This window comes from Burkholderia sp. PvR073 (genome assembly GCF_054055695.1).
The window spans coordinates 282,588-309,420 of record NZ_JBSRXO010000009.1; the positions used below are offsets into that span (position 1 = coordinate 282,588).

At 67.7% G+C, this 26,833-nt stretch carries 27 protein-coding genes and 1 pseudogene; 13 read left to right on the top strand and 15 right to left on the bottom strand.

The window, feature by feature from the left end; all coding sequences use genetic code 11:
• Window positions 1-42 precede the first annotated feature (42 nt).
• Window positions 43-1,503 (top strand): TolC family protein, encoded by a 1,461-nt coding sequence (locus ACVK00_RS25395; RefSeq protein WP_354123322.1) that lies wholly within the window; start codon window positions 43-45, stop codon window positions 1,501-1,503.
• Window positions 1,504-1,820: 317 nt separating this feature from the next.
• Here the strand turns inward: ACVK00_RS25395 and ACVK00_RS25400 are convergent, their stop codons facing one another.
• From ACVK00_RS25400 to coxB, 4 genes are read right to left on the bottom strand one after another with little or no spacing between them, the layout of a single operon-like run.
• Complete coding sequence (locus ACVK00_RS25400) at window positions 1,821-3,395, bottom strand: c-type cytochrome (RefSeq protein ID WP_354123323.1); 1,575 nt, start codon at window positions 3,393-3,395, stop codon at window positions 1,821-1,823.
• On the bottom strand, window positions 3,386-3,787 hold the full coding sequence (locus ACVK00_RS25405; RefSeq protein WP_284895941.1) for a cytochrome C oxidase subunit I: 402 nt from the start codon (window positions 3,785-3,787) through the stop codon (window positions 3,386-3,388). Before ACVK00_RS25405 ends, ACVK00_RS25400 begins: the two co-directional genes overlap by 10 nt.
• A complete protein-coding gene (gene ctaD / locus ACVK00_RS25410; protein WP_284895939.1) occupies window positions 3,784-6,423 on the bottom strand; it encodes a cytochrome c oxidase subunit I in 2,640 nt (879 codons plus the stop codon). Before ctaD ends, ACVK00_RS25405 begins: the two co-directional genes overlap by 4 nt.
• A gap of 13 nt (window positions 6,424-6,436) precedes the next feature.
• The gene (gene coxB, locus ACVK00_RS25415) at window positions 6,437-7,495 is read right to left on the bottom strand and encodes a cytochrome c oxidase subunit II (RefSeq protein WP_284895937.1); all 1,059 of its coding nucleotides are present in this window, start codon (window positions 7,493-7,495) and stop codon (window positions 6,437-6,439) included.
• Between the two features lie 283 nt (window positions 7,496-7,778).
• Between coxB and ACVK00_RS25420 the strand changes: the two are divergent.
• The 5 genes and pseudogenes from ACVK00_RS25420 to ACVK00_RS25440 all read left to right on the top strand — a co-directional run.
• Window positions 7,779-7,934 (top strand): annotated as a pseudogene (locus ACVK00_RS25420) (SDR family NAD(P)-dependent oxidoreductase); the annotation flags it as partial.
• Window positions 7,935-8,050: 116 nt separating this feature from the next.
• Entirely contained in the window at window positions 8,051-9,829 is a 1,779-nt protein-coding gene (locus ACVK00_RS25425) for a glycoside hydrolase family 15 protein (protein WP_284895935.1), read from the top strand.
• 124 nt (window positions 9,830-9,953) lie between these two features.
• A complete protein-coding gene (copM, locus tag ACVK00_RS25430; RefSeq protein ID WP_284895934.1) occupies window positions 9,954-10,346 on the top strand; it encodes a CopM family metallochaperone in 393 nt (130 codons plus the stop codon).
• 588 nt (window positions 10,347-10,934) lie between these two features.
• The gene (locus ACVK00_RS25435; RefSeq protein ID WP_350227444.1) at window positions 10,935-11,417 is read left to right on the top strand and encodes a BON domain-containing protein; all 483 of its coding nucleotides are present in this window, start codon (window positions 10,935-10,937) and stop codon (window positions 11,415-11,417) included.
• Window positions 11,418-11,530: 113 nt separating this feature from the next.
• Window positions 11,531-12,016 (top strand): DUF1641 domain-containing protein, encoded by a 486-nt coding sequence (locus ACVK00_RS25440; protein ID WP_284895930.1) that lies wholly within the window; start codon window positions 11,531-11,533, stop codon window positions 12,014-12,016.
• 176 nt (window positions 12,017-12,192) lie between these two features.
• On the opposite strand, the gene ACVK00_RS25445 is transcribed toward ACVK00_RS25440, so the two are convergent.
• The 3 genes from ACVK00_RS25445 to ACVK00_RS25455 form a co-directional block, all read right to left on the bottom strand.
• Window positions 12,193-12,747: a GNAT family N-acetyltransferase gene (locus ACVK00_RS25445; RefSeq protein WP_354123324.1), complete on the bottom strand. Its 555-nt coding sequence runs from the start codon at window positions 12,745-12,747 to the stop codon at window positions 12,193-12,195.
• Between the two features lie 348 nt (window positions 12,748-13,095).
• Window positions 13,096-13,317, bottom strand: a complete 222-nt coding sequence (locus ACVK00_RS25450) for a hypothetical protein (RefSeq protein WP_228910789.1) — start codon at window positions 13,315-13,317, stop codon at window positions 13,096-13,098.
• 65 nt (window positions 13,318-13,382) lie between these two features.
• Entirely contained in the window at window positions 13,383-13,646 is a 264-nt protein-coding gene (locus ACVK00_RS25455) for an HPr family phosphocarrier protein (RefSeq protein ID WP_228910790.1), read from the bottom strand.
• A 372-nt stretch (window positions 13,647-14,018) separates the two neighbouring features.
• On the opposite strand from ACVK00_RS25455, the gene ACVK00_RS25460 reads away from it, so the two are divergent.
• The gene (locus ACVK00_RS25460; RefSeq protein WP_006752903.1) at window positions 14,019-14,363 is read left to right on the top strand and encodes a zinc ribbon domain-containing protein YjdM; all 345 of its coding nucleotides are present in this window, start codon (window positions 14,019-14,021) and stop codon (window positions 14,361-14,363) included.
• 45 nt (window positions 14,364-14,408) lie between these two features.
• The gene (locus ACVK00_RS25465) at window positions 14,409-15,245 is read left to right on the top strand and encodes a spermine/spermidine synthase domain-containing protein (RefSeq protein ID WP_354123325.1); all 837 of its coding nucleotides are present in this window, start codon (window positions 14,409-14,411) and stop codon (window positions 15,243-15,245) included.
• Between the two features lie 24 nt (window positions 15,246-15,269).
• Here ACVK00_RS25465 and ACVK00_RS25470 read toward each other — a convergent pair whose 3' ends face one another.
• Entirely contained in the window at window positions 15,270-15,455 is a 186-nt protein-coding gene (locus ACVK00_RS25470) for a ribbon-helix-helix protein, CopG family (protein ID WP_006752901.1), read from the bottom strand.
• Between the two features lie 92 nt (window positions 15,456-15,547).
• The gene (locus ACVK00_RS25475) at window positions 15,548-16,306 is read right to left on the bottom strand and encodes a YoaK family protein (RefSeq protein WP_284895921.1); all 759 of its coding nucleotides are present in this window, start codon (window positions 16,304-16,306) and stop codon (window positions 15,548-15,550) included.
• A gap of 298 nt (window positions 16,307-16,604) precedes the next feature.
• Between ACVK00_RS25475 and ACVK00_RS25480 the strand changes: the two genes are divergently transcribed.
• Together ACVK00_RS25480 and ACVK00_RS25485 are read left to right on the top strand one after the other, a co-directional pair.
• A complete protein-coding gene (locus tag ACVK00_RS25480; protein ID WP_228910794.1) occupies window positions 16,605-16,955 on the top strand; it encodes a hypothetical protein in 351 nt (116 codons plus the stop codon).
• Entirely contained in the window at window positions 16,952-17,164 is a 213-nt protein-coding gene (locus ACVK00_RS25485) for a twin transmembrane helix small protein (protein WP_006752898.1), read from the top strand. Before ACVK00_RS25480 ends, ACVK00_RS25485 begins: the two co-directional genes overlap by 4 nt.
• Before the next feature lie 197 nt (window positions 17,165-17,361).
• On the opposite strand, the gene ACVK00_RS25490 is transcribed toward ACVK00_RS25485, so the two are convergent.
• The 4 genes from ACVK00_RS25490 to ACVK00_RS25505 all read right to left on the bottom strand — a co-directional run bounded on the left by ACVK00_RS25490 (window position 17,362) and on the right by ACVK00_RS25505 (window position 22,170).
• Window positions 17,362-18,405 (bottom strand): AraC-like ligand-binding domain-containing protein, encoded by a 1,044-nt coding sequence (locus ACVK00_RS25490; protein WP_284895914.1) that lies wholly within the window; start codon window positions 18,403-18,405, stop codon window positions 17,362-17,364.
• A gap of 133 nt (window positions 18,406-18,538) precedes the next feature.
• Complete coding sequence (locus tag ACVK00_RS25495) at window positions 18,539-20,065, bottom strand: amidase (RefSeq protein WP_354123326.1); 1,527 nt, start codon at window positions 20,063-20,065, stop codon at window positions 18,539-18,541.
• A 57-nt stretch (window positions 20,066-20,122) separates the two neighbouring features.
• Complete coding sequence (gene oxdA, locus ACVK00_RS25500; RefSeq protein WP_284895910.1) at window positions 20,123-21,175, bottom strand: aliphatic aldoxime dehydratase; 1,053 nt, start codon at window positions 21,173-21,175, stop codon at window positions 20,123-20,125.
• Between the two features lie 98 nt (window positions 21,176-21,273).
• On the bottom strand, window positions 21,274-22,170 hold the full coding sequence (locus ACVK00_RS25505; RefSeq protein WP_350227443.1) for a transporter: 897 nt from the start codon (window positions 22,168-22,170) through the stop codon (window positions 21,274-21,276).
• A gap of 424 nt (window positions 22,171-22,594) precedes the next feature.
• Between ACVK00_RS25505 and nthA the strand changes: the two genes are divergently transcribed.
• Genes nthA through ACVK00_RS25520 form a run of 3 tightly spaced genes read left to right on the top strand, consistent with a single transcriptional unit; the run spans window position 22,595 to window position 25,142 of the window.
• Complete coding sequence (nthA, locus tag ACVK00_RS25510; RefSeq protein WP_284895907.1) at window positions 22,595-23,194, top strand: nitrile hydratase subunit alpha; 600 nt, start codon at window positions 22,595-22,597, stop codon at window positions 23,192-23,194.
• A gap of 44 nt (window positions 23,195-23,238) precedes the next feature.
• On the top strand, window positions 23,239-23,892 hold the full coding sequence (gene nthB / locus ACVK00_RS25515) for a nitrile hydratase subunit beta (RefSeq protein WP_284895905.1): 654 nt from the start codon (window positions 23,239-23,241) through the stop codon (window positions 23,890-23,892).
• A complete protein-coding gene (locus ACVK00_RS25520; RefSeq protein WP_284895903.1) occupies window positions 23,889-25,142 on the top strand; it encodes a GTP-binding protein in 1,254 nt (417 codons plus the stop codon). Before nthB ends, ACVK00_RS25520 begins: the two co-directional genes overlap by 4 nt.
• 97 nt (window positions 25,143-25,239) lie before the next feature.
• Here the strand turns inward: ACVK00_RS25520 and ACVK00_RS25525 are convergent, their stop codons facing one another.
• Entirely contained in the window at window positions 25,240-26,544 is a 1,305-nt protein-coding gene (locus ACVK00_RS25525; protein WP_284895901.1) for a HipA domain-containing protein, read from the bottom strand.
• Window positions 26,534-26,818 carry a helix-turn-helix domain-containing protein gene (locus ACVK00_RS25530; protein WP_006752887.1) on the bottom strand — a complete coding sequence of 95 codons (285 nt, stop codon included), beginning with the start codon at window positions 26,816-26,818 and terminating at the stop codon, window positions 26,534-26,536. Before ACVK00_RS25530 ends, ACVK00_RS25525 begins: the two co-directional genes overlap by 11 nt.
• Between the last annotated feature and the right edge of the window lie 15 nt (window positions 26,819-26,833).

The window sequence follows — 26,833 nt, forward strand, 5'->3', positions numbered from 1 at the left end:
ATTTGGTATTATAGTCACTATCGAATTCTTGCGAAAACCGTCATGCTACCCAAACCCGTCGTTGCTGCGGTTCTTGTTGCCGTTCTGTTGGCGGGTTGCGCCGTCGGTCCCGACTACGTGCGCCCGGACGTCGCGATGCCGCAGCGGTTCCTGGGCCAGGCCGCCGTCGACCAGCGGCACGCGGCCGCCGATGCCGACCTCGCGACGTGGTGGACGGGGTTCGGCGATCCGCAACTGACGCGCTACGTCACGCTGGCCCTGGCGCAGAACCTCGATCTCGCGCAGGCCGCGGCACGCGTCGCACAGGCGCGCGCAGGGCTGAGTGCGGCGAATGCCGCGCTGCTGCCTTCGGGCGAGGTGAGTGGTCAGGCGGCGCGCGTCTACCAGTCGGTCGAAACGCCGTTGGGGCGTGTGCTGAATTCGGCGCCGGGTTTCGACCGTCACGGCAGCGACTATGAGGCCGACTTCAACGCGAGCTGGGAGCTGGACGTGTTCGGCGGGTTGCGCCGCGGCCGCGAAGCGGCGCTCGCCGACTACCAGGCGTCGGAAGCCGGCGCGGTGGCGACGCGCCTTGCCGTCGCCGCGCAAACCGCGGACATCTACATCACGATTCGCGGGTTGCAGGGCCGGCTGAAGGTCGCGCGGCACCAGGTGCAGACCGAGCAGGATCTGCTGTCGACCCTCAATCTGCTGTATGGCAAGGGTCTCGCGGCGGAGCTTCAGGTCAGGCAGGCCGAAGGCGCGCTCGCGCAGGTTCGCGCCACGGTGCCGGTGCTCGAAGCGGCGCTCGACACGGCGATGAATGCGCTCGACGTGATGCTTGGTTCGCAGCCCGGCACGCATCGGGCGGAATTGCTCGACGGCGGCGACGTGCCGGTTGCGCCGCGGATCGCGGCGACGGGAACGCCCGGTGAACTGCTCAGGCGGCGGCCCGACCTGATCGTGGCCGAGCGGCGCGTGGCGGCGGCGAACGCGCGCATCGGTGTGGCCATCGCCGAGTATTACCCGAAGTTCTCGCTGAGCGGGTTGATCGGCAGCGCGACGACGATGGGCGCGGGCAACCTGTTTACCGGCGGCGCCAACCAGGCGGCGGGCGTGCTCGGCCTGCGCTGGCGCCTGTTCGACTTCGGCCGGATCAATGCGCAGATCGCGCAGGCTAAAGGGCAGGATGCCGAAATGCTGGCCGCGTATCGGCTCGCGGCGCTGCACGCGACCGAGGACGTCGAAAACGCGTTCTCGGCGCTCGTCAAGCGCGACGAGCAGGCAGCCGTTCTTGGCGGCGGCGTGGATTCGCTGGGTCGAGCGAGAGCCGCGTCGTTTGCGGCTTACCAGAAAGGCGTCGTCAGCCTGATCGAAGTGCTGCAGGCCGACGAAAGCCTGCTGCGCGCGTCCGACCAACGCGTGCAGGCGCAAACCGAATCCGCATGCGCGGCGGTTGCTGCGTTCAAGGCTCTGGGCGGCGGATGGCAGGCACCGGAATCGGAAGCGGTGGCGGTGCGGTAGCGACTTCGTCGGAATGCGGCCAATGCCCGTCATCGCCAAAAGGGCCGGCTGCGCGACCCGCGTCGAGGATAGCGTCGCGCACGTGGGCTGCACGCGATGAACGCGTCGCGCAATGCGCCGTTCCGGCAGCACCTGAATGCGCGATGCACCGAACGGCGCGATCTGACAGCGCGCGTCATCGAACAATGGCGCGAACGGGCGAACACGACGGCGTGACGGACCCATGACGTGAATCGCACGTCGATGTGAATCGCGGTCGGCGGATCGGTCCGGTCCGGCCGGCGACGGCTCACGGTGAGCGGCCCGCAAGCACGCCATTATCGATGAATCGCCGCCCGCAACCGCGTCACCTCCTGCTCCGACACCGGCGCGGCGCGATTCCCCCATGCACCGCGCACATAGCTGACCACGGCCGCGATTTCGCTGCTCGTCAGCGCGCCGCGCATCGCGGGCATCCGCTGCACGGGGCCGTTCGTGCCGGGCGCCGGCCGCGCGCCTTCGACGACGATCCGGATCGCGCTCGTCGGATCGGCCGCGAGCACGGCCGTATTGCCCGCGAGCGGCGGCCCGTGATCGCGCACGCCGGCGCCGTCCGCGCCGTGACAGCGCGCGCAGAACCCCGCATACATGCCGGCTCCCGGCGCCTGCTGACCACCTTCCGGCCGCGGCCCGGCGGCCGTCAGCCGCGGGACGCCGACGCCCAGCGGGTTCGTCGCGGCAGTCGGTTGCGCGGGCAACGATTTCAGGTACACGGCGATCGCGTGACGATCGTCGTCGCTGAGCAGCGCGGTGCTCTCTTCGACGACCGGCGCCATCGCGCCGAACACCGCGCCGCGCACCGCATGGCCGCTGCGCAGGAAGGCGGCGAGGTCGTCGATCGTCCAGCGGCCGAGGCCGTCCGCGTCCGCGCCGGTCAGGTTCGGCGCGAACCAGTGATCGTTGATGCCGCCGGTCAGGAACGCTGGGCTGTGCTCGTCGTAGCCGCGCTCGTTGTAGGCCGGGCCGCGCGGCGTGTGGCACGCGCCGCAGTGGCCGAGCCCCTGCACGAGATACGCGCCGCGATTCCATTGCGCCGATTGCGACGGTTGCGGCACGAACCGGTCGCGGTTCGCGAATGCGAGGCTCCATAGCCCGAGCGCCCAGCGCTGGTTGAACGGAAACGGCAGCCGCGTGAGCTTTGCCGCGTTCGCGGACGGTGCGACGCCGCGCATGAAATACGCATAGAGCGCGCGCACGTCGACGTCGGTCATGCGCGCGAACGACGGGTAGGGCATCGCCGGATACAGCCGGCTGCCGTCCGCGCGTACACCGCGCCGCAACGCGTCGTCGAACTGCCGCAGCGTGTAGTGGCCGATTCCGTGCGCCGGATCCGGCGTGATGTTCGGCGCATAGATCGGCCCGAACGGCGAATTCACCGGCTGGCCGCCCGCGTAGGGCGTGTGATCGGCCGCGTCGTGGCAGGCCGCGCAGTCGCCGGCAAGCGCGAGGTAGCGGCCGCGCGCGATCGTCGCGGCGTCGGCGTTCGCGGCGGCAGCGGCGACCATCGGGCGTCGGGCCGCCTTGGCGGATGCCGCATCCGATGGTGCGGCAGGCGTTGGGGCCGACGCCGCCGACGACGCCGCGGCAGGCGGCCCGGAAAGCCTGCGATCCTCCTTCACGCGAGCCGACATCGACGCACCGGCATCGGCCGCCGACGCACCAATGCGCACGAAACGCCAGCCCGACGCGGGTTCGGGGGCTTCTGCCGCCGACGCGGCGTCGGCCGTATCGCCGCCGGACACCGGATGGTCGTCCTGCTGCATGTCACATGCGGCGAGCGAGACGCACACGGCGAGTACGGCGCTGACAGCGCGCCCCGGAAAGCGGAACGAAGCGAACGAGATCAGCGCCATGGACTGCACGGCCCCACGAAAGCCGACACGATTCCCGTGAACACGAGACCGATCACGAACCCGAGCGCGGCGAGCATCCCGCAGCGCGCGAGGAATCGCGTGCTGTCGTCGCGCGTCGCGGCCTGAACATTGGCGTCGTGCCTGCGTTGCCATGTGCGCACGAGCCAGGTGGCGAACGCCGCCGCCAGCGCGAATGCGCACGCGGCGATCAGCGCGAGCCACGCGCCCACGTGCGCCCAGCGCGGCACGGCCTGCGCGACGCCGAGCGGATAGCACGCGGTCGACGCGAGCGTCTCGGACGCGAGCATCTGCGCGAACCACAGCGCGGGCGCACCGATCAGGCCGGCCGCGATCGCGAGCAGTGGAGTCCACGAGCGGCGCGCGTCGTTCATCCCGACCTCCTGAGCCAGTACGGCGACACGTACAGCGCGGTGAAGATGAACAGCCACACGATGTCGACGAAGTGCCAGTAGAGCCCGCCGACCGTCAGCGCGACGCGCCGCTCGCCGCTGAAGAAGCCGGCAGCCGTCCAGGCGGCGAGCAGCGCGAGGATCACGAGCCCGGCCACCACGTGCGCGAGGTGTAAGCCGGTGATCGTGAAGTACAGGCTGCCGTACAGGTGTACGGTCGGGCCGTACGGATGGTCGCGCCACTCGTGCAGCTGAACGAGCGCGAACGCGATGCCGAGCACCAACGCGACGGCGAGCGCGGCCACCGCGTGCGGCCGCTTGCCGGTCCGCACCGCGCGCTCGGCGAGCCACACGAACCCGCTGCTCGACAGCAGCACGACCGTGTTGCCGGCCGCGAGGCCGATCTTCGGCATCCCTTCGGGCGGCCACGGCGCGGACGATTGCGACTGCAGGTAGAAGTAGCAGAACAGCAGGTAGCCGAACAGTCCGGCCTCGGTCACGATCAGCGTGATGACGCCCCACCAGCCGCCTGCGCGTTCGCCGCAACTGCCGACCGGCAGCGGTTCGACGCATGCGGCCGGCGCGCCCGTCGGCACCGTGGCCGACGGCGGCTCATCCGGATGCGCGCCGGCCGCGGCCACCGGCGCCTGCGTGTCGTCGCGGGCCGGCAGGTGCGCGCGCTGCCCGAGCGTGCCGCGCGGCCACAGCCAGACGGCGGTCACGATCGCGCAACCGGCGACGGCCACGCAGACGAGCGTCGGCGAGCGCGCCAGCATCGCCGCGAACACCGCCGTGGCGAGCAGCGCCAGCACGAACGGCACGCAGCTGTCCTCCGGCATCTTCAGGATCGCGCTCGGCGTCGCCGCGAGCGGCGTGACCGCGAGCGCCTCGCGGCCGTCGGCGAGCCGGTAGCCGACCTGCGTGCTGGTGCGCTTCGGATCCTCGCGCGTTTCCCACAGCGGATGCCGCGACGCGACGAGCGGCAGCACCGCGAAGTTGTACACGGGCGTCGGCGACGCGACCGACCATTCGAGCCCGGCCGCGCCCCACGGATTCTCGCCGGCACGCGCACCGCGCCGCGCGCTGACGAGCGCGTTGACGACGAACATCACGATGCCGATGCCGAAGATGAACGAGCCGATCGTGGTCAGCAGGTTCGACGTGTCCCAGCCCATCCCGGGCGGATAGGTATAGATGCGGCGCGGCATCCCGAGCAGCCCGGCAACGTGCATCGGGAAGAAGCCGAGGTTGAAGCCGACCAGCACGACCCAGAACGTCAGGCGGCCGAAGCGCTCGTTCATCATCCGCCCGGTGAACTTCGGGAACCAGTACGTGACGCCGCCGAGCACCGGGAACACGTTGATGCCGAGCAGCACGTAATGCAGGTGCGCGACGACGAAATACGTGTCGGTCAACTGCCAGTCGAGGGGCACCGCGGCCGTCATCACGCCGGACACGCCGCCGATCACGAACATCAGCACGAAGCCCGCGAAATACAGGAACGGCGTGCGGAACACCGGGCGGCCGGTCCAGATCGTCGCGAGCCACGCGAACACCGCGACCGCGCTCGGGATCGAGATCAGCATGCTCGCCGCGCCGAAGAACGCGAGCGCGAGCGGCGCGATGCCGGTCGCGAACATGTGGTGGACCCACACCTCGAAGCCGATCAGCATCGTTGCGACCGTCGACACAGCGACCGCCTCGTACGCGACGAGCGGCCGCCGGCAGAAGGTCGGCAGCGCGTCCGACACGATGCCCATCGCTGGCAGCACGACCACGTACACCCACGGATGCGCGAACATCCAGAACAGGTGCTGCCACAGCAGCGGCCGGCCGCCGTTCGCGACGTCGAAGAAGTGCGTGCCGGCATTGCGGTCGAGCCACAGCAGCAGGAACGCGAGGCTCACCGACGGCACCGCGACGAGGTTCGCGACCGATGCGGTCAGCGTGCCCCATACGATGATCGGCAGCCGGTCGATCGACATCCCGTGCGCGCGCATGCGCAGCAGCGTGACGACGAAGTTCGCCGCGCCGCCGGTCGTCGAGATGCCGAGCAGGATCATCCCGAGCGCATAGATATCGATGTTCGCGCCGGCGCTGTAGTCGAGCGACGTGAGCGGCACGTAGTTGAACCAGCCGCCGTCGGGCACCGCGCCCAGCGGAAAGCTCGCATACAGGAACAGCCCGGCGAACAGGAACGCCCAGTACGAGAAGGCATTGAGCCGCGGGAACGCCATGTCGCGTGAGCCGAGCATCAGCGGCCACAGGTAGTTCGCGAAGCCGGACAGCACCGGCAGCGCGTACAGGAAGATCATCGTGACGCCGTGCATCGTGAACAGCGCGTCGTACTGAGCGGGCGTGAGAACCGTCGCGTTCGGCCGCGCGAGCTGGATGCGCATCACGAGCGCCTCGACGCCGCCGAGCAGCAGGAACGCGAAGGCGGTGACGATGTAGCGCAGCCCGATGCGCTTGTGATCGACCGTGCCGAGCCAGCCGCGCCAGCCGGGTTCCGATTCCCACAGCGCGGCGAGCGCGCGTTCGTGCGCGGAGCCCGGCGGCGCGTCGCCGAGGTCGGGCACGCGGCTGAGCGGGGTGGGCGTGTCGCGGGCAACGGCCATCGTCATCCTCCGTTCAGTGCAGCGTCGCGAGATAGGCGGCGAGATCGTCGGCGTCGCGCGGCGCGAGCGCGAACGACGGCATCAGCGTCTGCGGCTTGATCTGCTGCGCGTGCGCGATCCAGCGCAGCAGGTTGTCGGGCGTGTTGTCGAGCGCGCCGGCCGCGAGCAGCCGGCGCGACCCGAGATGCGACAGGTCGGGGCCCGCGTCGCCCGCCGCATCGGTGCCGCGCACCGCGTGGCAGCCCGCGCAGCGCGTGGCGAATACGTGCCGGCCGCGCTGCTCGGCGCCGGCCGCGGGGGCGCTCGCCGGCTGCCGCTGCGCGGCGAGCCACGCGCGAAACGCGTCGGGCGGCTCGGCCACGACCTCGAACGCCATGTGCGCGTGCTGCGCGCCGCAGTATTGCGAACACTGTCCGCGATAGACGCCGGGCCGGTCGGCTTGCAGCCATTGGTGGTTGGTCTGGCCGGGAATCGTCTGCGTTTTACCGGCCAGCTGCGGGACCCAGAATGCATGGATCACGTCCGCGCTTTTCAGTTCGATCGCGACGGGCTCGCCCACCGGGATGTGGATCTCGTTGGCGGTGACGAACGCGGCGCCGCCCGCGTCGTCCGGATAGCGGACGGCCCACCACCAGTCGTGCGCGGTCACGATGATCGTGAGCGCGGGCGGGCGCGGCGGTGCCGCGACCACGCCGAGTACGCGCAGCATGTACACGAGCGCGCCGAACAGCAGCACGATCGAGATCGCGGAGCCGACCGTCACGATCGCCAGCCCGCTGCGCTGGGCACCGCCTGCCGGCGCGCGGCGGCGAAATATCGCGATCAGCAGCAACACCGCGATCGCGATGCACACGAACGTGCACAGCGCGAGCAGCGCCCAGCCGAGCACGAACACCGGCCGTGCGGCCGGGCCCGCCGCATGCGCGACGTACGCGAGCGGCAGCGGTCCTGCGAGTCCGGCGGCGGCTTCACCGAATTCACCGGCCGCACGCGCGGCCGCCGGCGCGACGATGCTTGCGACGGAAGCGATGCACGCGATACGGCGCGCTTGGGCGAACGGCGTAACGAGCAACGCGACTCCTTGCCGGATTCGACGGCATGACGACAAACCGTTCGCGGCGGAGCAATTCCCGTGCGCGCTCCGCGCGTTTGGGCATGGTCCGGGGATTGCGTCGGCACAGTCCGGCGCGTTCCAGCCGGCTTGTAAATTTGGTGACCGTTCACCGTGCGTGCCGGAAACGCGAGGCCCGCACGGTGCGCGGCATGCCGCTTGCTACGCTGATCGTGTTCCGGCACGCAACACCGAGGCAGGCGTCGGCGTGCCGGCCACCCTGGAAAAGTGGGAGGAATCGACCGTGAAGACCGTCGCGATCACCGGTGCGAGCGCCGGCGTCGGCCGCGCGACCGCCCATGCCTTTGCGCGGCTCGGCGCGAACGTCGCGCTGCTGGCACGCGATCCGCGCGCGCTGGACGACACCGCATCCGAAGTGCGCGCGTTCACCGCCGAAGCGCGCCGCACCGGCGCCGAGGCGGGGCTCGGCGCGTCGCGCGCGCTTGCGTTCGCCGCGGTCGTCGCGGTGCTCGCGGCGGGTTTCGTCGCCGCGCGCAAGCTGGACCGGTGAGCGCGATGCGGATCGAGGACTACGCGCTGATCGGCGACGGCCGCAGTGCCGCGCTCGTCGCGCGCGACGGCAGCATCGACTGGCTGTGCTGGCCGGACTTCGACTCGCCGCCATGCTTCGCCGCGCTCGTCGGCACGCCCGACAACGGCCGTTTCCGCATTGCGCCGCGCGAGCCGGATGCACGCGCGACGCGCCGCTATCTGCCCGGCACCGCGATTCTCGAGACGACTTTCGAAACGTCGTCGGGTTGCATCGTGATCCTCGACTGGATGAGCTGGAATACGGCCGATCCGTGCCTGGTCCGCAGCGTGCGCGGCGAGCGCGGCACGGTCGAGTTCGACGTCGATCTCGGCGTGCGCTTCGACTACGGCCACGCGCTGCCGTGGTGTCGCCCGTTCGGCCGGCGCTGGCGAATGATGACGGGCGGCGATGCGATGTGGCTCGATACCGAGATGCAACTCGACGTGCAGGACGACCGGCTCGTCGGCACGCAGCGGATCACGGCGGGCGAGCGCGTGGATTTCGCCATCAGTTACGCGCGCTCATACGACCGGCCGCCGGCCGTGCCTGACGCCTACGCATCGGTGCGCGATACGCAGTCGTTCTGGCGCGGCTGGGTGAAGTGCAACACGGCCGAAGGCCCGTATCGCGACGCGGTCGAGCGCGCGCTGATCACGGTGAAGCTGCTGTCGAGCGTGCGCACCGGCGGCATCGTCGCGGCGCCGACCAGTTCGCTGCCCGAGCGTTTCGGCGGCCAGCGCAACTGGGATTACCGGTTCTGCTGGCTGCGCGACGCGAGTTTCACGCTCCGCGCGCTGGTGCGCTGCGGGTATCGCGAAGAGGCCGCGCGCTGGCGCGACTGGCTGGTGCGAGCGATCGCCGACCATCCGTCGCAATTGCAGGTGCTGTATGCGGCCGACGGCGGCCGGCGCGCGGCGGAATGGACTGCCGCGCATCTGGCCGGCTACGAAGGCGCGCAACCGGTGCGCTTCGGCAACGCGGCGGCCGAGCAGCTGCAGCTCGACGTGTACGGCGAGGTGCTGGGCGCGCTGTACCATGCGCGCCGGCACGGCTTGCCGCCCGACGACGACGCGTGGATGCTCGAGCGGCGGCTGATCGAGCATCTCGCGACGGTCTGGCGCGAACCCGACGAAGGGATCTGGGAAGTGCGCAGCGGCCGGCACCTGTTCACGTCGTCGAAGGTGATGATCTGGGCGGCGGTCGAAAGCGCGTACCGCTCGGCGCGCGCGTTCGGTTATCACGCGCCGCTCGACGTGTGGCGGCGCTGGGCCGATGCGATTCGCGCGGAAGTGCTCGCACGCGGTTATCACGAGAAACTCGGCCGCTTCGTCGAGCGCTACGACGGCGAAGGGCTCGACGTGAGCCTGCTGCTGATTCCGCTGACGGGCATGCTCGACGCGTCCGATCCCCGCGTGGCCGGCACGGTTGCCGCGATCGAGCGGGAATTGCTGGAGGACGGGCTGCCGTTCCGCTATCGGCCGCAGCCTTTCAACGACGGCTGCGAAGGCGACGAAGGCGTGTTCGTCGCGGCCGGTTTCTGGCTCGCGCAGGTCTACCGGATGCAGGGCCGCGACGACGACGCGCGCGCGCTGTTCGAGCGGCTGCTGGGCCTGCGCAACGACGTCGGGCTGCTGGCCGAGGAATACGACGTGAAGGCGCAGCGCATGTGCGGAAATTTCCCGTTCACGCTCGCGCAGGTCGGGTTGATCAACGTGGCGCTCGCGCTGCAGGGCGACGGAAGCGACGACGTCGATATCGGCTGACGCACTGACGCGCTGCCGCGCACGGGACGCGACGGGCGACACCGCGAGCGCGCACGATGGCGGTAGGCGAGCTCGGTCCGCCGCGCGGCGTGCGTCTGCCGTTCAACCTTCGAGGAGTCACGACATGGATCTGTTCACTCGCCGCCCGATGCGCACGTCCCGGCACTGCGCGGCATGCGCGCTGCTGGTCGCGGCCATTGCCGCGCTGCCGGCGTGGGGCCAGTTGCGCCCGCCCACCCCCATGGCCGTGCCCGAAACACCGACTCAAGCGTACAAGCGCGCGGACCACAGGATGATGGAAGCGATGGAAACCGCACCGTACACCGGCGACGCCGATCGCGATTTCGTCGCGCACATGATGCCGCACCACCAGGGCGCGATCGACATGGCGCGGGCCGAGCTGAAATACGGCAAGGACCCGACGCTGCGCAAGCTCGCGAGCCGCATCATCGCCGCGCAGCGCGACGAGATCGCGCTGATGGAGCGCTGGCAGAGGGAGCACGGCGCGGCGCCGTGAGCGCCGGCTAGGGGGCGGTCGCGTGTCACTGGCGGGTTACGTTGCAGCGTCCACGCGGATCGCGCAGGCATGACCGATGATTGGCGCGGCGTTTCCGCTTTCCGGATCTAGACGGCACCTCCAAATCGCAACTAACGGTCAAACGCGTTATCGCCCTCGACTCGGATGCGCACGTATCGCCGTGACACGTGTTGCCTCGACGCGGATCCAAGAACCTGCTCCCACCCACGCCGGCAGCGCGGCAACGGCCGCGACCAGCAGTGCGCATGCCGCGCAGTGCCGGGACGTGCGCATCGGGCGGCGAGTGGGCGGTGGGCGGAACCCTCACGGCGCGATTAGCGCCCCGTCGCGCGCCGCGCACGCGGGCCGTCCTGCGCCGCACCATCCGTCCGTGCCGGCCGGCCGCCGGCCGCGGAATTTTCAAGCGCTTGTCATTTCGCTCGTCAATTCGATCGCGCGGTTGCCGGGCAAGGCGACCAGGATGCCGCCCGGGCGGACGCGCGGCAGCGGCGTACGGACGAGGAACGGCACATGCTGCTCGTGACCACGAAGCCCGGCGGTTCCGGGTATCTCGACTACGGTGCTCCCATGACTTCCAGAACGCGTTCGAACAATCCGTTGTTGAATCTTGCGGTGGCCGTTGCGTGCGGCGCGGCGGCGATGTACTTCTTCGATCCGGCGTCGGGCCGGCGGCGGCGCGCCTACGTGCGCGACAAGGCCGCGGCGAGCCGGCACGGCGTGCTCGACTATGCGAATACGCAGGCGAAGCGTGCGGCCGACCACGCGCGCGGCGCGATCGCGGGCCTGCGCGCCGACTGGCTCGCGGGTGACGCGGACGACGTGGTGGTCGCCGAACGCGTACGCGCCGCGCTGGGTCATCTGGTCGGGCGTGCGCGCGACGTCGACGTGACCGTCGCGCACGGGCATGTGCGCTTGAGCGGGCAGGTGGAGGAAGCGGAACGGCATGCTGTCGTCGACGGCGTGGCCGCGGTGCATGGCGTGAAGACCGTCGAGGACGCGATGGGCGCACACAGCGAATACAAGGCGCCGCCTGGCGGCCCGGTGCACTGACGGCGGCATCGGCCTCGCGCCGGCGGGCGCGGTGAACGAAGCACGACACGAATCCGGCGCATGCGCGGCTGCCGCAACGACGGCTGCGCGGCGCCCCATCCGGAGAACAGCTGATGACCGATCGCCCATCCCCCGGCACGCCGCCTCCCGCACCGGAACCCGACGCGCACCACGCGCTCGAAAGCCTGCTCGGCAGCCTGCACCGGCACGGCTTCCTGCGCTTCGCGAACGAGGTCGTCAGCGCGAATGCGCAGATGGCCGAGACGTTCGTCGGCGCGTTCGACAAGCCCGGCACGCAAATCGGTGTGCAGAACCTTGCGGCGCTCATGATGGCGCTGTCGCGCATTCCGCCCGAGCAGTTCGGCAAGGCCGTGTTCGCGGCCGCCGATGCGATGCATCACATCGGCGCGTGGAAGCCGGCCGAGCATGAACACGTCGCGCCCGGCGTGCGCGGCGCATACCGGCTGCTGCACGACGAAGCGCTGTGGGACGCGCTGACGCCGCTGCTCGAAGGGTTGAAGGTGTTCGCGCAAGGCCTCGCGCGCGAACCGCACGATCCGGCGGGTCCGTCGGTCAGCGAGCGGCCGACCGACGCGTGACGGCGGCGCGTTCGCGCGGCGCGCTGTTCATGTGAGTCCGTTCCCTGTCGGAACAGGCACGGATACGCCCGCGTCGCGCATCAGACATGCGCCGGTCGACGCGGCGCGCGCAATAGCTGCATCGGCCGCATCGGCTCCATCGGCCGCACTGCGGCGGCCGGCGCGGGGCATCGCGATTACCGGCCCGCGCGCGAAAACAGCAGCGAATCGGCGTCGTTGAAGCGGATCCGTACCGGATCGGCATACCCGGCCTTCTCCGCGACGCGGATCGACGCGACGTTGGTCGGCGCGATCAGGCATACGCTGCGTTCGAACCGGTTCTGCGCATCGAGCCAACCGAGCGCATGCGACAGCGCTTCGGTTGCGTAACCTTTGCCGTGCGCCCAGCTCGCGAGCGCCCAACCGGCTTCCGGCACGCCGCGAATCGACGGCTCGACCGCGCGGTGAAAGTCGGCGAAGCCGAGATCGCCGACGTAGCGGCCCGATGCCTTCTCGCGAATCGCCCAGTAGCCGTAGCCGAGCAGCGGCCACAGTCCGCGATAGGCGAGCAGCCGCATCCACGAGTCGCGCGGCGCGGACGGCTCGCCGTTGAAGATGTGCGCGACGACGGTCGGCTCGGCCCACATCGCGGCGAGCGCGTCGAAGTCGCCGAGCGGATGGCCTTCGAGTATCAGGCGGGGAGTGTCGAGAACCGGCGGAGACATGACGGGCGGCAGGGCGCTGAATGTCATTCGGGCATTCCATGTGGAAGGGGCAGGGAAGGCGGGGCCGTGCGCCGCGCCAGGGTCCCGTACGATACCGCGGAAACCGCGGTGCGGCTGCCCATCCCTGCCTGCTTCGGGGAATGCGATCGCATCGAGCGGAGGCCGTCGCCGACGTCCGCGGCTGGCGGCACGGTCAGGTCGCACGACGAGATCGCGGCCTGACCGTGGCGCAGGGCGCTCGACGAATGCGAGTCGATCACCGGCAGCGTGTTGCGAAACTCGGGCGCGGCGGGTTGTCGGCGGACGGCGTCACGGAGGACATCGACACGCCCGTGTGCTTCGCATGAAGCGGCATCGCGCCCGCGCCCGCCGTTCCTACTTGCGGCTCTTCAAGAAGCTGCGGCCGTGCGCGGTGATCGACGCACCGGAGCGGCTGTTCGTCGCATGGCTGACGAAGCCCGCGCCGACGAGTTCCTGTTCGACCGACCAGCCGAGCGCCGGCGCATCGCGTCCGTAGCGCACATCGGCGAGGCGCTCGAGCGCCCAGATTGCGGAGGCCGACAGGTTGGGGGTGTTGGACATGACGTTGTCGTTCATCGCTTCCTCGGAGAGTGGTGATTCAGGGTGAACGGCACGAGGCCGTGGGGTCGGGCGACGTGGTGTCAACCCGCCTGCAGCAAAGGCAGCAGCGCGTGGAGCGCCGCTTCCTCGTCGGGACCGGTGGCGAGCACCTGCGCGGACGTGCCGCCATGCATCTGCAGCGCCGCGATGGCCGTCGCGTCCTTCGCGCTGCCGCTGAGCCCGTTGGCGAGCAGCAGGATGTCGCTCTTGAAGCGGTGTGCCGCCGCGACGATCGCGTCGCGCGACGCAATTGCGCGGCCGCGGTTCCATGCGGGGCCGATTTCAACGTAGACGACGGTTGCCACGATGCGGATCAGTCCCGGAGAAGGTCGCTGGAACGGCGCGCAACGGCCGGCCGGCAGGCACGGGACACGGCTTCCCGATGGGGCGCCGGGCATTGCGCGCCCGACACCGGAGCATCATTCATCTCGAACATGTCGACATCCTCAGCGAAACCGCCATCAAGTCCGGCGAATGATCGAAAGTAGACGATTATAATACGACAACTGAATTATGTGTATTGCATTATAATGCCGTGTGCATAACGGCCGGCCCGTCGCTCTGTCGACGGCCCGTCGCTCTGTCGACGGGCCGTTGCGATGCGCGGTCCGGGCCACGCGCTGCGTGCCCGGCATTTTTTTTCGATTGACCCGAACTCCCACCGAATGGAAGCTGCAATGAACGCCGCCCCCGCCTGCCCGCAATGCGCGATGGAAAACACCTACCCGGACGGCACGCTGACCGTGTGCGCGGACTGCGGCCATGAATGGTCGGCCGGTGCCGGCGCCGACGCTGGCGACGAACCCGCGGGCGACGTCGTTAAGGACGCGAACGGCAACGTGCTGTCGGACGGCGATTCGGTCGTGCTGATCAAGGACTTGCGCGTGAAGGGCTCGTCGATCACGTTGAAGATGGGCACCAAGGTCAAGAGCATCCGGCTCGTCGGCGGCGATCACGAAGTCGATTGCAAGACCGACATGGGCGGCTTCATGCTGAAGGCCTGCTACCTGAAGAAGGTCTGACCGCACGCGGTTCGACCGACTCTCCGATTACCCAGGCTGCCGAGCATGAGCGAGGATCGAATTTCCTATGACGCATTCCTGCGGTTTCTGGCGATGCCGTTGAACGACGGCCGTCCGTTCGTGCTCGAGACAAAGCACACGGTCTCGCTGCACTTCGACCACTTCGGCACGCAGAGCTTCATGTCGCTGAAGGATCCGGTCCGGCTCGAACTCGGCTATACGCGCGTGATGATGGGTTTCCTGCTGCTGCAGCCTGCGCCCGCGCGCATCTGCATGATCGGGCTCGGCGGCGGATCGCTGGCGAAGTACTGCTATCGCCACCTGCCCGATACGGCGATCGACGCGGTCGAGATCAACCCGGACGTGATCGCGCTGCGCGACGTGTTCAGGATTCCGCAAGACGACGCACGCTTTGCCGTGATCTGCGCGGATGGCGCGGACTACATCGACAGGCCGGAGGTGCAGGCGGACGTGATCCTGCACGACGCGTTCGTCGCCGACGGCATGCCGGGCCGCTGCACGGGCACCGCCTTTTTCGACGCGTGCCGTGCGCGGCTGAGCGAAACGGGCGTGCTCGCGATCAACTTCATCGACGACGATCCGGCGTTGCCGCGGCATCTCGAGCAATTGCGCGAGGTGTTCGACGATTCGTATGCGCTGCTGCCGTGCGGCGACGACAACAACTTCATCGCGTTCGCGTGGAAGAACGGCAACCCGCTGCCGTCGCTGCGCACCCTGCTCGAACGCGCGCTGGGGTTCGCGTCGGCCGGCGAGCTCAAGCTGTCGCCCACTGCCCGGCGCATGAAGGAAGGGGAGTGCATCGCTCCCGAGCGGCTCGTCTGGCGCGCGCGTGAACATGCACGATGGGAAATCTGCACCTGAGCGCGGCGCGCCGGCTCGTGCGCGTTACTTCATCCGCTTGCCGAGCGCGCTCTTCGTCTTGTACGTGACGCCGTGCTTGTCGAGATACTCGCGGATCAACTGACGCACGACTTGCGACGGCGTGAGATCCTGCTCCGCGCAGAGCATTTCGAACGCTTCTTTCTTGGCGGGATCGATCAGGACGGTCAGGCGGGCGGTTTTCGTTTCCATCGTGCGGCAGGGTGGTCGATATGTTAATCAAATTATAATGCATCCGCTTTCGGCGCCGGGGCCCAATGCGCCGTTGCAGCGTGTGCGTCGGCTCAACGCCGGCGTTCGAGCCACGCAAGCAGGTCGTCGATCAGGGGCATCGCCGCGAGCATCACGAGCAGGCAGGCGAGCGGCACGGTCGCCACGTAGCCGACATGCTTGAAGCCGATCGCGCCGGCGAGCCCGCCGACGAAGAACGACGCGAGCATCGTCGCGTGAATCCTCAGTTTCGAACGGTTGGCGATCACCGCGTGCGCGTCCACGTCGACGGCCGAGCGATTCCAGTAGAACAGCTTGCCGAGCTCGATGCCGAGGTCGGTCACGATGCCGGTCACGTGTGTCGTGCGGATTTCCGCGCCTGACAGCTTCGTGATCGTCGCGTTCTGCAGACCCATGATGAAGCACAGCAGCGTGACCGTGACCGGCACGAAGAACGTTTCCCACAGCGCGAGATGGCTGCCGAGCAGCCCGAACAGGAGCAGCAGCACGGCTTCGACCAGCAACGGCAGCACGAACTGGCTCTGCAGGCCGCGGCGGCGCCCCCAGTTGACGAGGATCGCCGAGCAGCTGGCGCCGATCAGGAACGACGCCAGCGAACTGATGCCGGCCAGCGCGAGCTGGATGTCGCCGAGCGCCGTCTGGTCGGCGATCGCCGACACGATGCCGCTCATGTGCGACGTGTATTGCTTGACCGCCAGGTAGCCGCCGGCGTTGGCCGCGCCCGCGACGAAGGCCAGCGAAAAGCCGAGCTGACGGTTCGCGGTCGCGCTGCGGTGTTTTCCGGTGAGGCTTCGAAAGTACTGCGCTGGCATAGGGTACGCTCAATCGCCCGGATGGCGGGCACGGACAGGACGACCGACACCGGTGCGAGGCGGCCGCGCGGGCCACCGGCAAAGGGGGCCGGGTTGCTCGAATCATCTGCAAGACATGATAATGACATTATCATACTCTGTTAGCTGAATTGGGCTTTAAGTACAATGTCGGCAGGACGCTGCCGGCCGCGGCTTGCCCGGGCGGCTGCCGGTTCCATACGGCCCGCGTGCGCCGTCCATGCGGCGTTGTTTCGCCGCTATTTCCCCGCTACTTCGCCGTTACGTCGATATCCGCCTCATGACCCCGATCAAGTTCGTTCTCCGCTATACGGCGATTCCTTTCGCTGCCATCGTGGCCGTCGTGGTGTGGGCCGTCGTGCCGTCGTCGAAGGAGATCGACGCGCGGCAATATGCGGCGCTGTCGCGCGGATACGCGAGCTTTCCGCTACCGTTTCGACATGAGATCTCGCAAGCGCTGGACCAGGGGCGCATCAGCGACCGGCGTTACCAGACGCTCGTGCGCGATTCGCTGAGCAATGGCGTGGCACTGGACTGGCCGGCGTCGGGTGTGGCCGACGTCGCTGCCGAGCGGCAAAGATTGACTGAACTGCTGAAGGCCGATTCGGGCCTGGAGGAGCATCAACGATGAAGATTGCGCTGGTTTCGGTGGCGTTCGCGCTGATTATCGGAAGCCTGATTTTCGCGCTGTATTTCATGAATCACGACCGCGGCAGGAGCAAGCGGATGGCGTGGTCGCTCGCGGCGCGTGTCGGATTGTCGATCACGCTGTTCCTGTCGCTGCTGATCGCGTACCGGCTCGGGTGGATCGAGCCGACGGGGCTGCCGATCGGCAGGTGAGGCTCGTGCGTGCCGGCCACATCTGACGTGGTTCGGTGCGCTTGAGTTTTGATCGATAATCGAGGCATTGTGATAAGAATACTTATCCTGATGGATCGAAACAAAAACACCTCGGCATCAACGAGCGGCGTCTCAGGCGCGGAGCGCACTCCGTAGCGAATACCGACAATTGGATCGGCGGGAGAACCGCCATACCGTCAACTCGCCGCCCCCGCATCACCTTGCCGGCGCCACGCCCGCGGCGCCATCGCGAACCGTTCGCGGAACGCTCGGCTGAAATGCGACATGTCGTTGAATCCCCAGCGCAACGCGATGTCGGACACACGCAGCACTCCGCATTGCGGATTCGCGAGATCTTCCGCGCACCGTTCGAGCCGCAGGTTCCAGATGTAGCGCATCAGCGAGGTGTTTTCCGCCTCGAACAGCTTGTTGATGTACCGCGACGATATCCCGGTCGCCTGCTCGACCATCGTGGGGTTCAATTCCGGGTCGCGCAGATGTTCGAGCAGGTGCCGTTTCACGCGCGTGAGCGTCAGCGCCTTCATCCGCGACTGCGCGACGTCGTTGCGCTGCAGGCTCCCGAGTGTCATCGCGATCAGCGAGATTGCGGTATCCGACAACTGCAGCATCTCGTCCTCGGACACGTGGCGGATCTGCGACGACATCTGTTCGAGAAACCCGCGCATCACGTAGCCGACGCCTTGCCCGGTCGGCATCGGGCAAGCGGTACGATGCTCCATCCCGACGACGAGCTGGTTGAGCGTCGTGCGCGGAATGCTGACGACGATTTCGCGCCACGACTGGCCGAACTGCAGGTGATGCGGCCTGGTCGCGTCGTACACCGCGAAATCGCCCGGACGCAGTGTGACGATCTTGCCGTCCTGTTCGACCGACTGGCTACCCTCGAGCATCAGTACCGCGAAATACTTGTCCTCGTACTCGCTACGCGCCTGACGAAAGCGCCGGGTCACCGCCTGCTCGCTCGCGTGGATATCCGAGATCCGCAGCTTGTCGCACTTGCGCTGCCGCACCCGGCCAAAGAAATCGTCTTTCTGGACTGCCGCGATCTGCACATCCGCAAACAGGCGCAGGATCATCTCGCGCCAGAATTCGATGCGCTGGCTGACCGAGCCGTCGGTCGCGACCTCGATTGACGAACGCGTCCATTCGAACGGCGCACCGCCTGGCGCGAGGCTAAAGGCCTCGCTACCGGGGAAGGGAGGGATCGAAGGTGTTGTCATGATCGTGCCCCACATGGATGAGCAAACGGCAGCGAGTAGCGTGCCCGTTCAAAAACGCGTTGTCCAACCAGGTCGACAGCTTGCGCCGCGTTGCCCGCCGACGCGACACGGGTGCGCCGACGGGCCCGGCTCATTATGCGAACGTCGCCTGGCGCCAGTCGGACGACTGTTCATACGCATAGGCGCACCGGTAGATCGTTGCCTCGTCGAAGCGACGCCCGACCAGTTGCAGTCCGATCGGTAGATCTTCCGCGATCCCGCAGGGAAGCGACATTGCCGGATGTCCGGATACGTCGAACGGTGCCGTATTCGCGAGCATCTCGAACGCGCGCGTCAGGGATTCGGACATCGCGCAACCGGGCTCCGGCAGTTTCGACGCGCGTATCGGCACGGTCGGCATCAACAAAAGATCATACGATTGCAGGGCCGTGTCGTAATCCGCACGCAGCCGCCGTGCGAGGTTCTGGCACTTCGCGTAATAACGGCCGCGATACCGGCTCGTGAAATATTCTCCGAGCAGCATCGTCACCTTGACGGTATCCGGCAGCTCGTCGGCACGCTCGCGCCAGCCCGCGTGATGATCGATCATGCCAGTCACGTACAGACCGCCCCAGTTGAAGCCGTGGCTGTTGCCCTTCATCATCTGCTGAGTCGCGCCTTCGGCCGCGATCGGCAGCCAGATCGCCATTCCGGCCGCATGCAACGGCACCGATACCTCGTCGACGTTCGCGCCAAGCTGGCGCAACCGGTGCGCGGCGACGAGCGCCGCCTCATCGACGACCGCCTCCGCATTCGCGAGTCCAAACCCTTCGCGCAGGATTCCGATCCGCAGGCCGGCTATGCCGTCCCGGATCGAACCGAGATAGTCGGCGCGCGGCGGCAGCGCCCGCTGGCGCGGATCAAGCCCGTCGTCACCGGCGATCACGTCGAGCAACAGCGCGTTGTCGAGCACGTTGCTCGTCATCGGCCCGAGGTGGTCGACGGTCGCCTCGATTGGCATTGCGCCGGTATACGGGACCAGGCCGTGCGTCGGCTTCATTCCGTAGACACCACAATACGCGGACGGAATCCGCACCGAGCCGCCCTGGTCGCTGCCGAGCGCCATGTCGACTTCGCCGCTCGCGATCAGCGCACCGCTGCCGGACGACGAACCGCCGGCCGAATGTCCGGCCTTGCGCGGATTAAGCACGGGCCCGGACGCGCTCGTATGCGAGCCGCCGGAAAAGCAGTAGTACTCGCAGGTCGACTTGCCGGCAATCGTCGCGCCGGCGTCGAGCATCCGCGTGACGACAGTCGCGTCGACGTCGGGCACGTAACCCTCGAACGTGCTCGCGCCGTTGCGCATCGGCACGCCGCCGACGCAGATGTTGTCTTTCACGGCCACGGTCTTGCCGCGCAGCTTGCCGTCGGCGGCGCCGTGGATCGTGCTCTTGCGCGCCCACGCGCCATAACGGTTCTCGTCGCCTTCCGGGCGGTAGCCGGGCGTGCGCGGATACGCGATGGCCGGCAGATAGTCGGGCAGCGCGTCGATCGCGTCGTACGCGTCGAAATTCGCCTGCAGCGCGTCGTCGAAATCGGCGAGCTGCCGGGCATCGACATGAAAGCCGAAGCCGGCTGCGATGTCGGAAAGTTGTTCGCGGGTCGGGCGTTTGATGGTCATCGACATTCTCCAGTTCGGTAAGGCGGCGCCGCTTGAACTGCGCGTCGCCGGCACGATTCAGCGGGCGACGGCGTCGCGCATCATCCCGGTTTTAGGATGGCAGTTCACGTATTCGTAGACCTGATGTTTCGCGTCGAATACGGACACCTCGTGATACAGCCGCAGCTTCGAAAGCCCGGTGACGACGCGGAAGAACGTGACGAAGATCCGAAGATGCGTCGGATGCGACTCTGCCCATCGCTCGAGGCGGTCGAGCGAGCGCCAGTGGCCGATGTTGTAGCTCTCGTCGAGCAGATTGCCGTCGAGATCGATCGACCGCACGTAGCGGTTGCTATAGCAGCCGACGTCGACGCCGTTGTCGCGCAGGAATTCCATCCCGCTGCGAAGCGTCGGCTCGATCTCGTCGAGATACAGTCGGCGTTCGTCGTCTTCGGCCGCACGCCAGTCCTGCCCGGAACGGATCAGCGCGATGTTGTCGTGCGCGAGCACGACCACGCGGCCGCCGCGTGCCGGATCACCCGCGACGATCCGTAATTCGCCGTCCGCATTCATCCAGTCGGTTTGCGAGAGCGGGAACCGGTCGCGCATCGATCCCCAGTAACCATGTTCCTCGATCTCGCCACTGACGCCGTCCATGATCGCCCCGACACCGGGAAAATCGTCCGTGAACGCGTACAGCGTCTCGAACTGTTCCGCGCGCGGCGCGACGATCTCGCGGAAGTAGCCGATGCCGTCCGCCAGTCGCGCGTCGGAGGCCCACCATTCAGCGACCGCCGGCGAGACGATCCAGCGCGCGTATGCGTCAGGGTCGCGCCAATAGCCGACGGCGATCAGATTCTCGTAGCCCTGGTTGTCGGTGTGCTGCGTCAGATCATGATTGCCCGGACCGTCCGGTGCATCGAAATCGGCGACGATCCGGCGCAGCGCGGCCAGTGCGGCGGAGCGCTGGTCGGCGCCGCGATACTGCACGCCGAAATAACCCATCACGACCTGGCTCAGGTCTTCGGACGCACGCGCGACGTACATCGGGAACGGCGGCTGGTAATCGTCGGCGACACGGCGTGACAGCGTGCGCGGGCAGACCAGGTGTTTATCGATTGCGGATTCCATGCATGGCCTCATTGGAAAGGGAGTCGGGTGTCGACGAATCAACCGTCGGTAAAGTGAATCGATATGCGCCGGAAGCTGAATCCGGCGCCGGCTCATCGTCAGAAAATGTGTGCGTAACGCAGGCCGACGAGCAGGCTGTTCTTCGGCCCGTTGCGCACGCTCAGGTCGGTGCCGAGCTGGATCTGTACCTGGTCGGCCTTCGTCACGAACTTCGACGCCGTCAGCCGCATCCGCGTCGTGCGCAGCGCGTCATGCCCGTCGACACCGTCGACGCTCGTTTCGCCGCCCCAAAATTGCGTGATCCCGACGCCGAGCGAGGTGCCTGGATCAGGCATGTAGCGAACCATCGCCTGCGCGCTGTAGCTCATCCGCTGATGCAGCGTCGCACCGCTTGCGCCGTACGACGTGTTGTTGCCGTACCAGATCGCGTCGCCGACGAGATCGAGCGCCCACTGCGCCGAGAAATGCTTCACGTACGCGGCCTGGAAGTCGAGCGACCAGCGGTTCGCGCCGAGATTCAGGCCGCGGTTCTGGTCGTAGCTTCCGGTCGGCGCATACAGGTAGACGGTCGCGGCGATCACGTCCTTCGCTTCGTTCAGGCGGAATTTCAGCGGCGCGGTCAGAATCACGTCGCCGACACCGGTCGTGCTGCCGAGCGCGCTCGCATTGCCGAAGCCGCTCACGTGGCCGAACGGCAGCAGCACCTGCGGATCGATCGTCAGCCGGTCGGTAAGCTGGAATACGTGCAGCAGGCGCGCGATGCCGATGTTCGACTGCAGGTCGAAATCCGGCGTCTTGCTGCCGTTCGCGTAGTACGCGTTCGTCGCCGAATAGTTGTAATACAGCACGCCGATCGTCGCGCCGGCCGGGTACTGCTCGTAGTCGCCCGGATCGACCTCGACCGCGCCCGCGTAATGCGACGCGACTACCAGCAGCGATGCGCCGATCCAGTGCGCGATTCGCTTCAGTTTCATTCTGTTGACGTTGTCCATCATGCCCCTTGCCTGGATGCGCAGATACCATCGCGTCCGATGTGCGACGAACGCGCGCCGTTGCCGGACGCCGGAGTCGTGGTGTGCTGCACGCTGTTATCCCTCGGCGCATCGGGTGCGCCGACGATTCGCGACATCGAACGGCCGTCGCTTGAGGGTGAGAATAGGGAGGCAAAATCCGCGATTCTGTTTTCCGGCGGAACAAGAAATTGGCTGGGGCGGGCCTCTGCCGCCGATGCCATGCAGTCGCAACAAAGGCAGGTGTCGGATCCGTCTCAGCACAGTTTCCGATCCGTGCCGGCAAAGAACCGCGCTTTTTCTCTTCTTACCCTAGTCGTCGAGCGTGACCGATACGACGTGTCCGCGCCCCGCCAGGGAAGCAGCGGCGTGGCGGCGGTCAACCCGAACCCCCACGAGGAGCCCCACGATGAGCGCGAACCACTCTGCAGAAACAGCATCGACGCCCGGCGAACGCGCCTGGGCGCTGTTTCGCGTGATGAAAGAGAAAAACCTGATCCCGGATGGCTATATCGAAGGCCTGACGGAACTGATGTCGACGGCCTGGGACCCGGCCAACGGCGCGCGGATCGTCGCCCGCGCGTGGGCCGATCCGGGGTTTCGCGAGCTGCTGTTGGAGGACGGTACCGCCGCGTGTGCGCAGTTCGGCTACACCGGCCCGCAGGGCGAATACATCGTCGCGCTTGAAGATACGCCGACGCTGAAGAACGTGATCGTCTGCAGCCTGTGCTCGTGCACGAACTGGCCGGTGCTTGGGCTGCCGCCCGAGTGGTACAAGGGTTTCGAATACCGTGCGCGGCTCGTCCGCGAGGGGCGTACGGTGCTGCGCGAACTCGGTACCGACTTGCCCGACGACGTCGTCGTGAAGGTCTGGGACACGACGGCCGAAAGCCGCTACCTGGTGCTGCCCGTGCGGCCCGTCGGCACCGAGCACATGACCGAGGAACAACTGCGAACGCTTGTCACGAAGGACGTGCTGATCGGCGTCGCGCTACCGCGCGCGAGCTGATCCGCGGCGCATTCCCTTATCGACCTTCATTTCGGAGATCACAAATGGACGGCTTTCACGACCTCGGCGGATTCCAGGGCTTCGGCCGGGTGCCGCACACGATCAACAGCCTCGGCTACAAGCCGGTCTTCAAGGAAGACTGGGAACATCTCGCATACAGCTTGATGTTCGTCGGTGTCGATCAATTGAAAAAGTTCAGCGTCGACGAAGTGCGTCACGCGGTCGAACGGATCGACGTGCGCCAGCATGTCGGCACGCGCTACTACGAGCGCTACGTGATCGCGACCGCGACGCTGCTCGTCGAAACCTGCGTGCTGACGCAGGACGAACTCGACCGCGCGCTCGGTTCGCACTTCCGGCTCGCGAACCCGGCGCACTCCGTCGGCCGGGCGGCGCCTGTCGGCCCGATGCGGTTCGAGGTCGGCGATCGCGTCGTCGTGCGCGACGAATACGTGAGCGGACACATCCGGGCACCGGGCTACGTGCGAGGAAAGGCAGGCGTCGTGCTGCACCGGACGACCGAATCGTGGCCGTTCCCGGACGCGATCGGCCACGGCGACACCGGCGCCGCGCATCAGCCGACCTATCACGTCGAATTCCGCGTGAGGGATCTGTGGGGTGACGCCGCCGACGACGGTTATGTCGTGGCCGATCTGTTCGAAGGCTACCTGGATCGCGCGCCGGAGACGCGCGCATGAATGCGTTGGCGAATCAACCCGCGCTGGCCGGCCCGCCGGCGCGGATTCCGGTGACGGTCCTGTCCGGCTTCCTCGGCGCCGGGAAGACGACGCTGCTGAATTACATCCTGCGCAATCGCGCCGGCCTGAAGGTGGCCGTGATCGTCAACGACATGAGCGACGTGAACGTCGACGCCGACGATGTGCGACGCAACGTCGAGCTGCATCGCGGCGTGGACGAGCTGGTCGAGATGAGCAACGGCTGCATCTGTTGCACGCTGCGCGCCGATCTGCTCGATCAGGTCAGCACGCTCGCGCGACAGCAGCGCTTCGATTACCTGCTGATCGAGTCGACTGGAATCTCGGAGCCTATGCCGGTCGCGGAGACGTTCGCGTTCCTCGATCGCGACGGCTTCAGCCTCAGCGAACTCGCGCGGCTCGATACGCTCGTCACGGTAGTCAACGGCGAGACGTTCGAGGACATGATCACGTCGCAAGAACTGGCCTCGAACGGAAGTGAAACCGGGCAGCCACGCCAGCTGTCGGACCTGCTGATCGAACAGGTCGAGTATGCGAACGTCGTCCTCGTCAGCCGATTCGATCGGATCGGCGATGCGGGTTTCGACAGGCTGCGCGCGGTGCTCGCGTCGTTGAATCCATCCGCGCGGATTCTGCCGATGCGTGACGGTGAAATCGATCCGTCGGACGTGCTCGATACCCGGCGCTTTGATTTGCCGGCGCTCGTCGAATCCCCGGGATGGATGCGCCACATGCAGGTCGACGAACGACCGTCGGAATCCGACACGTACGGAATCGGATCGTGGGTCTATCGCGAACGTGCGCCGTTTCATCCGGCGCGCCTGCTCGCATGGCTGCGGCGGCCGTGGACCAACGGTCGGCTACTTCGCTGCAAAGGCTATGCGTGGGCTGCGCACCGCCATGCGGAGATCGGCATGCTCGTGCAGACGGGGGGGCGGTTCCAGTGGGGCTATGTCGGCCGCTGGTGGCGATTCGTGCCGCAGTCGGACTGGCCACGCGACGACTATCGCCGCGCCGGCGTGCTGGAAAAATGGGTGGAGCCGGTCGGCGATTGCCGGCAGGAAATCGTGTTCATCGGGCAGTCAATCGATCACGGACGGTTGCGCCGCGAACTCGACGCGTGCCTGCTGACGGTGGAAGAAATCGAGGCGGGACCGGAATCGTGGGCGGAGTTTCAGCAAGCCGACGCGTTCGACGCGCTCGCGGCGATCGAACATCCTCCGCTGCGCTGACGGGAGTCGGCGCCTTCGCGGTGCGCCGCCGAGCGGGTGTTCCGGCGCGGGCGGCGGAGCGCAGTGCCCGTCGGCGCAGTTTTCCACCCATCCCGGTTCAATCGCGCTTCGGCCGAAGCGCGCGCCCCATCTCCGCGATCGGCATCGCGACGATCGAATTCAGCAATCGCATCTCCCCCGCGTCCGGCCGCGCGATCTCCCGCACTTCGTCGAGCGTCTGCGCGACGTGGCGATCGAGCGGCTCGAGAAAGCGCTGCAGCTCGCTGGCCGCCGCCTTGTCCCTGAGCCCGAGCGCCTGGCCGAATGCGATCAAGGCATCCACATCGATATCGGCAAACCGCGTCGCGTTGCCGAGCGGCATCGTCAGTTCGCAGTGCGGCCAATGATCGCCGCGATAGTCGGGCCGGTGCGTCGGCGTGTGATACACGACCGTGCTTACGATGTCGTAGAACGGCGCGAGCCGGTAGCCGCGCGCGTCGACGAAGAACGACAGGTTCTTCAGATGCGCGTCGGCATTGCCGACCACCACGTTGAACACGGTCCAGCGGAACACCGACAGGCGCGCCAGCGCGCGCGTGCTGGTGCGGTCGATCGCGCGGGCGAGCTCCTGCGCATTCGCCCGCTGGTACTTGAAGCCGCGGTCGTAGTTGAGCAGCTGCATCGCGTCGATCGTATGCACGCGCCCGGCCGGCGCCGACGCGACGTCGCGGTCGAAGCGGTCGATCACGTAGCACGCGGACGGCGCGCGCAGGAAGTGCACGTCGGGCACGTCGAGCCCCATCTTCCTCGCGAGCTTCATGCAGAAGAATTCGTTGATCGCCGAGTGCGGGTAGCCGGCCGCGCGCATGTCCGGCTTGAGCAGGTGCATCGACGGCTCGCTGCCGACCGGCTCGTACAGCGTGTAGTCGGGCGCGTCGCCGCGCAGCACCAGCAGTAGCTTCTGCTGCGCGCCGGCCGCAGACATGCGTTTGGGCGCGGTGGCCGTCAGCGCGCGCTCGGGCATCGCCTGGATCCGGCGCTCGAGTTCGTCGAGCGCCAGCGGTTGCAGGCTGCCGGGCGCTTCCCGCTCGCCGTCGGCGAGCAGCGTCAACGCGCCGGCCGATTCGCGCCCGAAGTACGCGAGCAGGCCCCACGCGTCGGCGGCATCGACCTTCGCCTCGCGGGCGAGCGACGTGCGCATGCCTTCCTCGGGCAGCAGGTTGTCGAAGAACCACTGGACGGGGCGATCGGTCGACGTGTCGGTGAAGGTGTCCGCGCGCAGCGCGAACGCCGGCGACAGCGGGTACGCGGCCGCGGCCGCGAGCCATTGCGGGTCGTACGCGAACGACCAGACACCTTTGTCGTCGGTCAGCGTGCCCATGCGCACGCCGTTGGCGGAGGCGATCAGCGTTCTAGCCGCCATGGCTGCTCCTGCGGCGTTGCGCGGCCTTCAGCGCGGTGGCTTCCGAAATCTCGACCGACGACTCGGCGTACAGGCGCACGCCGAGTTCGCCGAGCAGCAGCATGACCTTGCCGATTTGCGCGGTCGGCTTCCCGGCTTCCACCTGGCTGATGAATTTCGGCGACAGCCCGGTCGCGTTCGCGAGTTCGTCGCGCGTGAACCCCTGCTGGAGCCGCGTCGCGCGGATGAGGTGGGCGAGCGCGCCGATCGTGTCGACGGACTGGGACTCCGACATGACGTTCTCCGTGCT